This window comes from Hyphomicrobiales bacterium (assembly GCA_016125495.1).
Classification (GTDB): domain Bacteria; phylum Pseudomonadota; class Alphaproteobacteria; order Rhizobiales; family RI-29; genus RI-29.
Genome location: WGLQ01000019.1, coordinates 113,378 through 125,717 on the forward strand (window position 1 = coordinate 113,378; position 12,340 = coordinate 125,717).

General features: G+C 66.2%; 11 protein-coding genes. 7 read left to right on the top strand and 4 right to left on the bottom strand.

Annotated features, from left to right (window positions below; genetic code table 11):
• Position 1 precedes the first annotated feature (1 nt).
• The gene (locus GC150_14040; GenBank protein ID MBI1386021.1) at positions 2–679 is read left to right on the top strand and encodes a response regulator; all 678 of its coding nucleotides are present in this window, start codon (positions 2–4) and stop codon (positions 677–679) included.
• Positions 606–2,048 (top strand): sensor histidine kinase, encoded by a 1,443-nt coding sequence (locus GC150_14045; GenBank protein MBI1386022.1) that lies wholly within the window; start codon positions 606–608, stop codon positions 2,046–2,048. Before GC150_14040 ends, GC150_14045 begins: the two co-directional genes overlap by 74 nt.
• 89 nt (positions 2,049–2,137) lie before the next feature.
• On the opposite strand, the gene GC150_14050 is transcribed toward GC150_14045, so the two are convergent.
• On the bottom strand, positions 2,138–3,226 hold the full coding sequence (locus GC150_14050) for a quinone-dependent dihydroorotate dehydrogenase (protein ID MBI1386023.1): 1,089 nt from the start codon (positions 3,224–3,226) through the stop codon (positions 2,138–2,140).
• Positions 3,223–3,711, bottom strand: coding sequence for a DUF952 domain-containing protein (locus tag GC150_14055; protein MBI1386024.1), 489 nt, complete (start codon positions 3,709–3,711; stop codon positions 3,223–3,225). Before GC150_14055 ends, GC150_14050 begins: the two co-directional genes overlap by 4 nt.
• A gap of 238 nt (positions 3,712–3,949) precedes the next feature.
• Here GC150_14055 and GC150_14060 point away from each other — a divergent pair, with 238 nt between their 5' ends.
• Complete coding sequence (locus GC150_14060; GenBank protein ID MBI1386025.1) at positions 3,950–5,665, top strand: DUF262 domain-containing protein; 1,716 nt, start codon at positions 3,950–3,952, stop codon at positions 5,663–5,665.
• An 8-nt stretch (positions 5,666–5,673) separates the two neighbouring features.
• On the opposite strand, the gene GC150_14065 is transcribed toward GC150_14060, so the two are convergent.
• The gene (locus GC150_14065) at positions 5,674–7,308 is read right to left on the bottom strand and encodes a lysine--tRNA ligase (GenBank protein MBI1386026.1); all 1,635 of its coding nucleotides are present in this window, start codon (positions 7,306–7,308) and stop codon (positions 5,674–5,676) included.
• Between the two features lie 182 nt (positions 7,309–7,490).
• Here GC150_14065 and GC150_14070 point away from each other — a divergent pair, with 182 nt between their 5' ends.
• On the top strand, positions 7,491–8,105 hold the full coding sequence (locus GC150_14070; GenBank protein ID MBI1386027.1) for a hypothetical protein: 615 nt from the start codon (positions 7,491–7,493) through the stop codon (positions 8,103–8,105).
• Between the two features lie 50 nt (positions 8,106–8,155).
• Positions 8,156–8,788, top strand: coding sequence for a glutathione S-transferase (locus GC150_14075; GenBank protein ID MBI1386028.1), 633 nt, complete (start codon positions 8,156–8,158; stop codon positions 8,786–8,788).
• A 24-nt stretch (positions 8,789–8,812) separates the two neighbouring features.
• Here GC150_14075 and GC150_14080 read toward each other — a convergent pair whose 3' ends face one another.
• Positions 8,813–9,388: a GNAT family N-acetyltransferase gene (locus tag GC150_14080; GenBank protein MBI1386029.1), complete on the bottom strand. Its 576-nt coding sequence runs from the start codon at positions 9,386–9,388 to the stop codon at positions 8,813–8,815.
• 199 nt (positions 9,389–9,587) lie between these two features.
• Here GC150_14080 and zapE point away from each other — a divergent pair, with 199 nt between their 5' ends.
• Together zapE and mdh are read left to right on the top strand one after the other, a co-directional pair.
• Positions 9,588–10,697 carry a cell division protein ZapE gene (zapE, locus tag GC150_14085; GenBank protein ID MBI1386030.1) on the top strand — a complete coding sequence of 370 codons (1,110 nt, stop codon included), beginning with the start codon at positions 9,588–9,590 and terminating at the stop codon, positions 10,695–10,697.
• A 576-nt stretch (positions 10,698–11,273) separates the two neighbouring features.
• A complete protein-coding gene (mdh, locus tag GC150_14090) occupies positions 11,274–12,239 on the top strand; it encodes a malate dehydrogenase (protein MBI1386031.1) in 966 nt (321 codons plus the stop codon).
• The last annotated feature ends 101 nt before the right edge of the window (positions 12,240–12,340 follow it).

The following is a 12,340-nucleotide window of genomic DNA, read 5'->3' on the forward strand; positions in this document are numbered from 1 at the left end:
CGTGCGCATCCTGCTGGTCGAGGACGAGGACGGTATCGCCCGGCGCGTCGCCAGCGCTCTCGAGGCGGCCGGCTATCTCGTCGAGCGCTCAAGCGACGGGGAAGATGCGTGGTACCGTGGCGAGAATGAAGCCTTCGATGCGGTTGTCCTCGATCTCGGTTTGCCACACATGGACGGCATACAGGTGCTCAAGCGCTGGCGTGCCGCCGGGCGGGACATGCCGGTGATCGTGTTGACCGCTCGCGGGACCTGGATGGAAAGGGTCGAGGGAATCGATGCCGGCGCGGACGACTACCTGCCCAAACCGTTTCGCATGGAGGAGCTGAAGGCTCGGCTGCGCGCGTTGTTGCGTCGCTCGGTGGGAACCGGCCAGCCGATCCTGACGGCGGGACCCGTAACGCTCGATACGCGCCAGATGACCGTCGCCGTGGACGGCGTGGAAGTGTTGCTGACAGCTCTCGAGTATCGGCTGCTGAGCTATCTGATGCACCACCGCGGGCGAGTGGCCTCCCAGCTCGAGCTGACCGAGCATGTCTACGGCGAAGATATTGAGCGAGACAGCAACGCCCTCGAAGTCCTCGTCGCGCGCCTGCGCAGGAAGCTCGATGCCGATGTCATCAAGACCCGTCGCGGTTACGGCTACATCATTCCTGAAGGCAGTGTCGCTGGCGATGAATAACCGTCCCGCTGCGCGGTCCCTACGGATGCGCCTCGTTCTGTCGGCCGCGTTCGCCATCCTGGTCGCGCTCGCATTCGCCGGCTGGGGAGTGAGCTTGCTGTTCGAGCGCCACGTCGAGCGGCGCGTGGTCACGGAACTCGAGATCGATCTGCGCCAGCTGATTTCCGGCCTCGACGTCGCACCCGACGGTGCCATCTCCCTCGGCCGGACACCGAGTGATCCGCGGTACTCGCAACCCCTGAGTGGGGTTTATTGGCAGGTCAACCGCGACGCGATACCGGTCGAGCGGTCACGTTCCTTGTGGGATGAGCACTTGGCGCTGCCGGACGATCAGTTGGGTCCGGGCGAACGTCATCGTCACGTGGTTCCGGGGCCCGGCGGTGTCCAGTTGCTGATCGTCGAGCGCCGGATCAGGCTGGAACGTCCGTCACCCTCGGAACTGCGCTTTTCCGTCGCCATGCCGATCACCGAGATTGCCGACGCGGTCGAGGGCTTTCGTGTCGAGCTGGCGGTTGCGCTACTGCTTCTCGGTGGAATGCTGCTTCTCGGGCTCGCACTTGCCCTGAGCGTCAGTCTTCTCCCGCTCGAAAGTCTGCGGCGCACGCTCGCGGACTTGCGCGAAGGGCGAATTGCGCGTCTCGACGGTGATTTCCCAGGGGAGGTTCGACCGCTCGTCGATGATCTCAACGATCTACTGGAGGACCGCGAGCAGGCCGTCGAAAGAGCCCGTTCGCGAGCCGCGGACCTTGCGCACGGGCTCAAGACACCTCTTGCCGCCGTGGCGATGATTGCCGAGGACCTCGAAGCGGAGGGACGTCACGCCCTCGCCTCGGAACTCGCCAACTACACGCGTGGCATGCATGGGCACGTCGAGCGCCAATTGCTTCAGGTCCGCGCGCAACACCGGCAGGTCAAGATGCCGGTCGCGCCTGTCGTCACCCGTCTCCTCGGTGGCATGCGACGCCTCCCGCGCGGCGAACAGCTCTCTTGGGAGTGCCGATTGACTCCGGACTTTTCGCTCCCGCTCGACGAAGACGTTGTGGGTGAAATACTCGGCAACCTCCTCGACAACGCGCGCAAGTGGGCGAGGTCCAGGGTCCTCGTCGCTGGGAGACGCGAAGGTGCGGCTCTCATCCTCGAGGTCGAGGACGACGGTGTCGGCATTCTGGAAGAGGCACGGCAACAGGCACTCGGGCGTGGTCATCGCCTCGACGAAACGCAGCCCGGCACCGGTCTCGGACTCGCCATCGTCTCGGATCTCGTGGACTCGGCAGGCGGTACATTCGAACTTCGCAGGGGTGAGATGGGAGGCCTTCTCGCCCACCTCCGGTTCGCGGCGCCCGATGCCGCGATGAGACCCGCCCACTGATTTCGTGAGGCCCGATCCGGCCGCCGCCGTCGGATGATAAGCCTTGCTGCAACGTCACGACCCGCGGCCCGGTCAGTGGCAGGACCCCCTCACACCCCCCTTGCCAGCCAATCTTCCGAGCGGGTGCCGACGAGATCGGCGATCGAACGCGAGCCGGTGCGACGGACGGCGGCGGCGAGGTGGCGCAGAATGTCGGTGACCAGCGCGGGGCCGCGATAGACGAGCCCCGTATAGAGCTGGAGCAGCGATGCGCCGGCCTCGATCTTGGCGAGCGCGCGTTCGGGTGTGTCGATGCCGCCGACGCCGATCAAGGGAATGCTGCCATCGGTCATGCGGTGGATGCGCGCGAGCATCGCGGTCGAGAGTTCGAAGAGCGGTCGGCCAGAGAGGCCCCCGGCTTCGACCGCATGGAGCGAGCGCAGGCCATCGCGGCGCAGCGTGGTGTTGGAAACGCAGATGGCGGCAACGCCGTGGTCCACCAACCGCTCGACGACGGCCGGCAGATCCTCTGGTGCGATGTCCGGCGCCAGCTTGACGACGATCGGGCGAAGCGGCCCGCCCTGGCCGGCGAGGCGGGAGCGCTCCTCGAGGAGGCGAGAGAGCAATTCGTCGAGAGCCGCCGGGGCCTGGAGATCGCGTAGACCCGGCGTATTCGGCGACGAGATGTTGACCATGAAATAGGAGGCGTGGGCGTTGAAGACGCGCAGCCCCGCCAGATAGTCGGCGGTGCGGTCGGTACTCGTTCGGTTGGCGCCGATGTTGACGCCGACGACGCCGGTCGCGCGATGGCGACCGGCGAGGTTGGCCAGGGTGGTCGAATGGCCGGAGCTGTTGAAGCCCAGCCGGTTGATCAGGGCCTCGTCCTCGAGCAGGCGAAAGACCCGCGGGCGCGGGTTTCCGCCTTGCGGCTGGGGCGTCACCGTGCCGACTTCCGTGAAGCCGAATCCCATGGCGAGGAGGGCGTCCGGGACGCGGGCGTCCTTGTCGTAGCCGGCCGCCATGCCGAGCGGATTCGGAAACTCGAGGCCGAACAGGGTTTGGCCGAGCCCGGTGTGACCGGTGGCGGAGGCCCGCGGGTGGAAGCCCCGTTCGAGCGCGCGCAGGCTGCGCTCGTGGGCGACCTCGGGGTCCATGCGGAACAGCCCCGCGCGGATCAGCGGATAGGCGAGACGCATCATTGCGGGATCACTCCCTCGAGCGGGAAGATGCGGTCTGCGCCGCCGCCGTCGGCGGGTTCCCTGCGCACGAGCCAGTGTGCGTCGACGTCGGCGCGTGTCAGGGCGCGGTAGAGGTGCGGAAAGAGCTCGCCCCGGCGCGACGGCTCCCAGCGAAGTCCGGCGGACTCGGGAGCGAGGGCGAGGCGCACGATCACGACCTCGGCCGCGGCCCCGAAGTGCCGCTCCAGGGTGCCGGCGAGCTGGGGGCGCGTCGAGAGGTGCACGAAGCCGTCGGCAAGGTCGTCCGTGGAGCCGGAAAACCGCCCGGAACGGCGAAGTTCGAGCCACTCATCGGGGAGCAGGACCTTGTAGACAGAAGCGATTTCCGTCACCGCCGCATCCCCTTCACGTTCCACACCGGCCACGGCCGGCTGTCGCGTCAGCGCATGGCCAAGAGGTTTGCGTGCCGCGCAGCGTGATCGCGTGCATGTTCTGCCACGCACCATGTTGCGGAGGCAACAGCGAGGCTCTACCGTCGACATGATGATGATCCGGACCGCGCAAGCCATTACGTGGCTGGCGCGGCGGGAGGCGTCCACGCGGCTTGGCCGCTCGGGGTGAGCGGGGCGCGATCGGTGGTGATGCCATCGGGCGCGAACGCGGGGGCGTGCGCCAGAATGCAGCCGGGTCGATGTCGAGCAATTTTCCGAGCCGGCGAGCGCTGGCGGCGAGCCAGTCGAAGACATGACCCTCGGTAGCATCTATTCCTCCACTTGCCTCTCGCTCGGACAACTCCTGGCAACGGACCGCCGTTTGCGCATTCCCGTTTACCAGCGCGCCTATGCGTGGACGTCGCGCCAAGCGGGGCGACTGCTCGACGACATCCTCACCATGATGGAGGAGGGCGAGGAGACCGGTGCCGCCGATGCCGGACGTTTTTACTTCCTCGGTGCCATGGTTCTGCTTGGCAAGAATGAAAGCGGTGCACCCGAGGATGGTGAGACGAGCGGAAAGATCTACGACGTCATCGACGGGCAACAGCGGCTCGTCTCGCTGACGATCCTCCTGGCGGTGTTGCGCGACCATTGTCTCGAAGCAGGCGACACGGCAGCGGCCGCACTCGCCGATGCCGCCATCAATGCCGACGATACCGCCGGAAAGACCTCGCAACCTCGCCTCTCACTGCGCCTCTCGGAAGCGGCATTCTTCGAGAGCACCGTGCAGCGGCCGGGCGCCAGTCTCACCGAGCCGGACAGCGCCGTGCCCCTCGGGTCGGCGGCGCAGATCATGGAGAACCTCGCCGGCTTTCGTCACGAGATCGCCAATCTCGACGCGCGAAAGCGGCGGCGCCTGTTGTCGTTCCTGCTGGAGCGGTGTGTCACGGCGGTCATCGAGACGACCGACATCGAGAACGCCTATCGCATCTACCTCACGCTCAACGACCGGGGGCTGGTGCTCTCGCGCTCGAGCATCCTGAAGGCCTATCTGCTCGGCGACCTGACCGGAGACGAGCAGGCGCGGCTACACGAGACCTGGGCGGGCTGGGAGGCTTCGATCGGGGAGCAGCGTCTCGACGAGCTGTTCAGTCACGTCCACAAGATCGCTGGGCGCCGTGGCACGCCGATCACGACGGAGCTCCTGGCCCTCGGGCGCCAGCGCGGGGCGGCGCGATTGCTCGACGATGAAATCGCGCCCTATGCACGGATTTTCACGCATCTTGCGGCGATCGCGGACGGCTCCTCGACACCGGTTTCCGTGGTCGAGCGCTATCTGCACTATCTCTGCTGGCTACGGCATTCGGAATGGATGCCGAGCGCGCTCGTCGCACTGTCGCGGTTCGGGAGCGAGGGAGAGGAGATCAATGGCTTCATGCGCCAGCTCGACAGGCTGTCGTACGCCATGCTCATCCTCGGCTACGGGAGCGACAAGCGGGTGGTTCGCTACCGGGCCGTGCTCGGCGCATTGAAGTCGGGGGACGACAAGGCTCTCGCCGAGGCGCTCAAGATCTCCGGCACCGAGCAGCGCAATATCATCTACAATCTTTCCAACGACATGCACGCCCGGAACAAGCCGTGCTGCCGGCTGGTGCTGCTCAGGGTCAACGATTGGTTGACCGGCGACGTCACGATGGAGGATCCCGGCAGCGTGACCGTCGAACACGTCATGCCGCGCAATCCGCGGCGCGACAGCCAGTGGACGAAATCGTATTCCGATCCGAACGAACGCACCCGGCGCGTGCGCTGGCTCGGCAACCTCGTTCTGGTGCGCAAGGAGCACAACGACGCGGCGCGGAACGCGGAATTTCCCGCCAAGAAGGAGATTTTCTTTCCGAACGGCGCGGCGCACCCGTTCGCGCTCACCGACCTGCTGCGCGAGCGCGAGAACTGGGGGCCGGACGACATCGCGGAGCACAACGCGCTCGTGATGGGCATCGTCAAGCAGATGTGGGGTCTGACGTAGCGTTCGGGTCAGGCGCTCGAAGCCGCGCCATCGTCCTTGCCAGTCGGCAGAAGAGCACCGGAAAGCGCCTCGGTGATGAGCCGGCGCGTTTCGTCGCGACCATAGAGCGCGATGAACGAGCCGAAGCGTGGCCCTTGCTCGGCACCGAGGAGAACTTCGTAGAGGGCGCCGAACCAGTCGCGCAGATTGGCGAAGGGGTGCGCCTTTCCGACCTCGTAGACGAGGTTCTGGTAGGTTTCCGCGTCGGCGTTCACCGGGGCATCCGCGAGCCGGGCTTCGAGGTCGGCGAGGGCCGTGCGCTCCAGATCGGTCGGGGCGCGGTGGCGCTTCTTGGGGCGGATGCGTTCGGCATAATAGGCGATGGCATAGCCGGCGAGCGCATCGAGGTGCGGCTCGCTCTCGGGCGAGGCGCCCGGTGCATAGCGGCGAATAAAGCCCCAGAGCACGTCCTTGTCGTTCGCGTTCGCGGCGCCGACGAGATTGAGGAGAAGATTGAAGCTGACCGGCGTGGTGGCGGCCGGCGGCGGTCCGCTGTGGATGTGCCAGGTCGGATTGGCGAGACGTGCGCCTTCGTCCTGGCCGGGGAAAGCCGCGACGTGCTGGAAATATTCATCTACCGCGCGCGGGATCACGTCGATGTAGAGGCGCTTTGCCACCCGGGGCTTCTGGAACATGAAGAGCGCGAGGCTTTCGGGGGAGGCGAACCGTAGCCATTCGTCGACAGTGATCCCGTTGCCGATGGACTTCGAAATCTTCTCTCCCTTCTCGTCGAGGAACAGTTCGTAGACGTACTGGACCGGCGGCTCGGCGCCGAGGATGCGCGTGATCGCCGAATAGATCGGGGCGTTGGTCTGATGGTCCTTTCCGAACATTTCGAAATCGACGCCGAGGGCGGCCCACCGCATCCCGAAGTCGGGCTTCCACTGCAGCTTGGTGCGCCCTCCGGTGACCTCGAGGGTGACGTCGGTGCCGTCCTCGTCAGCGAAGGTGATCGTGCCCTTGCCCGGGTCGATGGCCTTCATCGGCACGTAGAGGACGCGGCCGGTCGTCGGGGAGATCGGCAGGAAGGGGCTGTAGGTGCGGCGCCGCTCCTCGCCGAGGGTCGGCAGCATGACCGCCATGATCTCGTCGTAGCGTTCGAGGGCGCGCAGCAGCATCTCGTCGAAGCGGCCGGAGCGGTAGAGCTGAGTCGCGGAGGCGAATTCGTAGCGAAAGCCGAAATGGTCGAGGAAGGCACGCAGGCGGGCATTCATGTGCGCGCCGTAGCTTTCGTGGGTGCCGAACGGGTCGGGCACTTGCGTCAGCGGGCGCTGGAGGTGGGGCACCAGGGCCTGCGGGTTCGGGACATTGTCCGGAACCTTGCGCAGACCGTCCATGTCGTCGGAGACGCACAGGAGGTGCGTTTCGTGGGCGCCGCCCGTCAGCACCTCGAACGCATGGCGGACCATCGTGGTCCGGGCGACCTCGCCGAAGGTGCCGATGTGGGGCAATCCGGACGGACCGTAACCGGTCTCGAAGAGGACGGGCCGGCCGCCGCGCCCGGGTCGTTCGACGCGATCGCGCAGGCGCCGCGCCTCCTCGAACGGCCAAGCCTTGCACTGTTCGGCCGCCTCTCGCTGCGCCTTCGTCACGTCGTTCGCCATCGCTCGAATTCTCTTGGAACGGCTGGTTCGGCACGCGGAGCGCAAGCCGTCGGCCATGTCTGTTCGCGGCAACCTATGCGGCTTCGACCCGCGACGCCAGCTCACCCTGATCGTGCCATCGCGCGGCGGCCGGGGATCGGGCGAACGCAAGTCCGTTGCATGGTGCGGCAAGGTCCTTAGGGATGGGGGCCGGCGCCGTCAATGCGGGTCGGGGACGGCGAGCGACAAGGTTGCCCGGGTTGACGAAATCTCCTAGACGTCACGGCAAGTGGCAGGGGGTTCCGCGGCCCTCCACGGGCGAGCAACCGCGGGAATACCGCCGGGGGCCTCGTGGGCTTCGTTTCCTTGCCGGCGCACACAACCAGCCGCATCGAGGACGGACCATGCCCTATGAACTCAGCACGCACGAGGCCCTGATCTACGTCATGGTGACGATGTCGGCCGTGGATCGGAACATGGGCGACGAGGAGTTGGCGCGCATCGGGTCGATCGTCAACGACCTGCCGGCCTTCCACGGCTTCGATGCCGACGGGCTCATCGCCATCGCACAGACCTGTGGCGAGCGGCTCTCGGCGGAATCCGGGCTCGACACGGTGCTCGCGAGCATCGCGCAAGCACTGCCCAAGCGGATGCACGAAACGGCCTATGCGCTGGCCGTCGAAGTTGCTGCCGCCGACCTCGAAATCCGCCAAGAGGAGCTTCGCTTCCTCGCGATGCTTCGCGACAGGCTCCATCTCGACAAGCTCATCGTTGCCGCGCTCGAGCGTGGCGCGCGCGCGCGGTATCAGACCGCATAGTCGGTGGCGGCGAACGGATGTGACCGGGCTGGCAAACGCACGAGACCGAAATGGCCGAGTACACGCTGCATTGCTTTGCCCAGTCGGGTAACGCCTACAAGGTGGCGCTGATGCTGGCGCTGACCGGTGCCGATTGGCAGGCTCGCTTTGTCGATTATTTCGGTGGCGAAACGCGCGGCGAGGCGTTCCGCAAGCTCAACCCGATGGGCGAAGTGCCGGTGCTCGAGCATGGCGAGCGCGTGCTGACCCAGTCGGGGGTGATGCTCGACTATCTCGCTGGCCAGACAGGACGCTTCGGGGCGCGCAGCGCCGACGAGGGACGGGAAATCCTGCGCTGGCTGCTGTGGGACAACCACAAGCTGACGAGCTACACCGCGACCTATCGCTTCCTCGGCCGGTTCGCGCCGGGCGCCTCGCCGGAGGTCATCGCCTTCTTCGGGCAGCGGGCTCGCACGGCCTGGGACGTGCTCGAGCAGCAGCTCGCGGGCCGCACCTTCCTGGTTGGCGAGCGCCCGACCATCGCCGACCTCTCGGCCTGCGGCTATCTCTATTTCGACGACGAGATCGGCGTCGACTGGGGCGAGTTCCCGAACGTGCTGGCGTGGCTCGAGCGGATCAGATCGCTCGAGGGCTGGCGTCATCCCTACGATCTGATGCCTGGCCAGCCGGTGGGGGCCACCTGAGAGGAGGTCCCGGCTTCCGCGCGATCAGGCAGCGTTGACGATGCGGCTCTGGATGTCGAGTACGGCCACCATGAAGGCGTGCTGATCCTCGATCGCCTCCTCGAACAGGGAAATGTAGCTCGGCGTGGTCGGCACGATGTCGCCGATGACATCGCCGTACTCGAAACGCAGGACCGCGTCGTGCTTGCGCGCGACCTTCTGCATGGCGATGTTGTCGGCAAGGCAGGTCACGTAAAGATGGGCTACGCCTCGGTTGCGGGCAGCCCGGATGACGCGGCCCATCAGTTCCGTGCCGATGCCATGACCGCGCCAAGCCGTTTCGACCGAGAATGCGCCCTCGGCCTCCTTGCCCCAGGCGATGCCGAGCTTGCGCAATTCGGCGACCGCACGCAGCTCGCCATCCTCGAAATAGCCGTAGGTCACGCCGGACGTATCACTGAGGCTCGCGGCGTACTCGCGCAAGAATGCATTGGAGACACTGTGGCCGAAGCGAAGGCGTCTACCCTCGAGGTCGAGCCGCAACAGATGTGCCTCGAAACGGGACTTCTCATGGGCCCAGAGCTTTCGGATGAAGCCGGAGCCGAAGGCGATCTCTGACATGTCGCGCCTCTTCATGTATGGCTGGCCGACGACGGTTGTGCGCTGCACATGAAACTAGTGACCAGATTGCTGCATTGCAATATGAGCAAGCGAGATGTCCGGATCGTGACGCAGGCAGCCAGACCAAAGGCATAGTTGTCATGCGTGGCCGGCAGGTGTCGTGTGGTGCCGGGGCGGAGCCGGCCGGGGTCGACGGACGATGAACGAGACGGTGCTCGAGAGTTATCGCCGGCTGGTGCGCGAGGGTCGGCTCGACCACGATCCAGCCCAGTTGCGTGCCGTCGAGGAGCTGCATCTGCTGGCTCGCCGCCTCGAGAGCCACGAGCGCTCGGGTGCCTCCTGGTTCTCCTCTCTGGCGCGGCGCCGCCCGGAGCCTCCCAAGGGGCTCTACATGTTCGGCGGGGTCGGTCGTGGCAAGACGATGCTGATGGACCTCTTCCATTCGAGGGTGCCGGTTGCCTCCAAGCAGCGTTGGCATTTCCATGCGTTCATGCGCGATGTGCACGAGCGCATAAGGGTGCGGCGCAGCACGTCGAACGGCGATCCGCTGGCGTTCGTCGGGGCGCAGATCGCCGAGCGCGGGCGGTTGCTCTGCCTCGACGAGTTCCAGGTCACGGACATTACCGACGCGATGCTGCTCGGTCGCTTGTTCGAAGCGCTGTTGGACAACGACGCCGTGATGGTGGCCACGTCGAATACGGCGCCGCGCGACCTTTATGAGAACGGCCTCAACAGGCAGCTCTTCCTGCCGTTCATCGAGCGGCTGGAGGCGAGCCTCGAGGTGCTCGAGCTCGATTCGCCGACCGACTACAGGTTGCGCAAGCTCGCCAGCGCGCCGCGCTACTTCAATCCGCTCGGAGCTCGAACGAGCGCACAGCTCCGCCAGGCGTGGCAGGGTCTCACGGGGGTCGAGCGGGGCGCGCCCGAGGTGTTGAAGGTCGCCGGGCGGGACGTCGTGGTGCCCGAGGCGCACGACGGTGTGGCGTTCATGCAGTTTGCCGACCTCTTCGAAAAGCCGCTCGGAGCGGGCGACTATCTCGCAATGGCGGCGCGATACCATACGATCATTCTCGACGGCGTGCCGCGCCTCGGGCCGGAGAGGCGCAACGAGGCGCGCCGCCTCATCACGTTCGTCGACGCCCTCTACGACAATGGCGTGCGGCTGGTCGTCGGGGCCGATGGGGAGCCGGACGAACTCTATCAGGCGGGCGATGGCGCCGACGCCTTCGCAAGAACCTCGTCGCGGCTCATCGAAATGCGCAGTGACAGCTATCTGGAGACCGAGCGGCGGGCCGGACGTGTCTCCTGAGACGATCCGGCCGGCGGCATGGCCGCCGGCCGTCACGCGGTGCACTTGCATGAAACCAGGCTGAAGGCCGGCGCCCGTGGGCGCCGGAAGGGTTCAGCTCGTTCAACGGCTGGGTTTGCCGCCGGTGCCACCGGTGCCGCTCTTGCCGCCGGTCTGCGGCGAAACGGGAGTCGGCTTTCCGGTTGGGCCACCCGTCGAAGCGGGTTTGGCTCCCGTCTGCGGTTTGGACGGGCCGGAGGGCGAACCTGGCTTGTTCATCTGAGGTGCTCCTGAAAGCAAGGCCGGGCGAAAATCGCCGGCCATGCGTAGAGCTGGGTGCGCGAGCCATGCAGCACCAGGGCACGACCCATGCGTGCATCGCGGATCGGATACGAAGGTTTCGCGCGAGTCGGGGCTCAAACGTGATTTGACCGTCCCCAGGCCGCCGCAATCTCGGTGTCCGTGCAACTCGAGACCCACTACAATGGTGTGATCCGGCGACGCCTTGAACGCGCCTGGCAATCGGGCTACTCCACGCGCTGAAGCACGGGGTCCGACGACGGAACCACCCAATCGTGCGAACCAAGGGGTGATAGCATGGCGCGGAAGCGGATCGCGTTGATCGGCGCGGGCATGATCGGCGGCACTCTGGCTCACCTCATCGCGCTCAAGGAGCTGGGTGACGTCATCCTGTTCGACATCGCCGAGGGCATGCCGAACGGAAAGGCGCTCGATCTTGCGGAATCGGCGCCCGTCGAAGGTTTCAACGTTTCGCTCGCCGGCACGAACAGCTACGCGGATCTCGCGGGCGCCGATGTCTGCATCGTTACCGCAGGCGTGCCGCGCAAGCCCGGCATGAGTCGCGACGACCTCCTCGAGATCAATCTCAAGGTGATGGACCAAGTCGGCGCCGGCATCCGCAAGTATGCCCCGGAGGCGTTCGTCATCTGCATCACCAATCCGCTCGATGCCATGGTCTGGGCGTTGCAGCGGGCCAGCGGCTGCCCCCGCGAGAAGGTGGTGGGGATGGCTGGCGTGCTGGATTCGGCACGGTTCCGCCACTTCCTCGCCGAGGAGTTGGGCGTCTCGGTGGAGGACGTCACGGCATTCGTGCTGGGCGGGCATGGCGATACGATGGTGCCGTTGACCCGCTATTCGGCGGTCGCCGGAATTCCTCTGCCCGATCTCGTCAAGATGGGCTGGATCACGGAGCGGCGGCTGGAAGAGATCGTCGATCGCACCCGCAACGGTGGCGCCGAGATCGTGCAATTGCTCAAGACCGGCTCGGCCTACTATGCGCCTGCATCCTCGGCGATCCAGATGGCCGAGAGCTACCTCAAGGATCAAAAGCGGGTGTTGCCGGCGGCCGCTTATCTGGACGGCCAGTTCGGCGTCAAGGGCCTCTATGTGGGAGTGCCGGTGGTGATCGGCGCCGGTGGTGTCGAGCGGATCGTCGAGATCGATCTCAACATGCGCGAGCGCTCCGCATTCCAGCACTCGGTGGAGGCGGTGAAGGGGCTGGTCGAGGCCTGTCAGCGTATCGCGCCAAATCTCGGGGCGTAGCGCCGGGTCGGCATGGTCGCCGCGCGAAAACGGCAGTAGACGCCAAGTCGGACGTGGTATACCAGATGCCAAGAGCGTCCTGACGCGACGGGAGGAGCGAC

Excerpts from the sequence above, each read along its gene's own strand:
- GC150_14045 (MBI1386022.1), top strand. The coding sequence starts at position 606 with ATGCCGATGTCATCAAGACCCGTCGCGGTTACGGCTACATCATTCCTG.
- GC150_14050 (MBI1386023.1), bottom strand. The coding sequence starts at position 3,226 with ATGATGCGTCTCGCCTATCCGCTGATCCGCGCGGGGCTGTTCCGCATG.
- GC150_14055 (MBI1386024.1), bottom strand. The coding sequence starts at position 3,711 with ATGGTGCGTGGCAGAACATGCACGCGATCACGCTGCGCGGCACGCAAA.
- GC150_14060 (MBI1386025.1), top strand. The coding sequence starts at position 3,950 with ATGACCCTCGGTAGCATCTATTCCTCCACTTGCCTCTCGCTCGGACAA.
- GC150_14065 (MBI1386026.1), bottom strand. The coding sequence starts at position 7,308 with ATGGCGAACGACGTGACGAAGGCGCAGCGAGAGGCGGCCGAACAGTGC.
- GC150_14070 (MBI1386027.1), top strand. The coding sequence starts at position 7,491 with ATGGGGGCCGGCGCCGTCAATGCGGGTCGGGGACGGCGAGCGACAAGG.
- GC150_14075 (MBI1386028.1), top strand. The coding sequence starts at position 8,156 with ATGGCCGAGTACACGCTGCATTGCTTTGCCCAGTCGGGTAACGCCTAC.
- GC150_14080 (MBI1386029.1), bottom strand. The coding sequence starts at position 9,388 with ATGTCAGAGATCGCCTTCGGCTCCGGCTTCATCCGAAAGCTCTGGGCC.
- zapE (MBI1386030.1), top strand. The coding sequence starts at position 9,588 with ATGAACGAGACGGTGCTCGAGAGTTATCGCCGGCTGGTGCGCGAGGGT.
- mdh (MBI1386031.1), top strand. The coding sequence starts at position 11,274 with ATGGCGCGGAAGCGGATCGCGTTGATCGGCGCGGGCATGATCGGCGGC.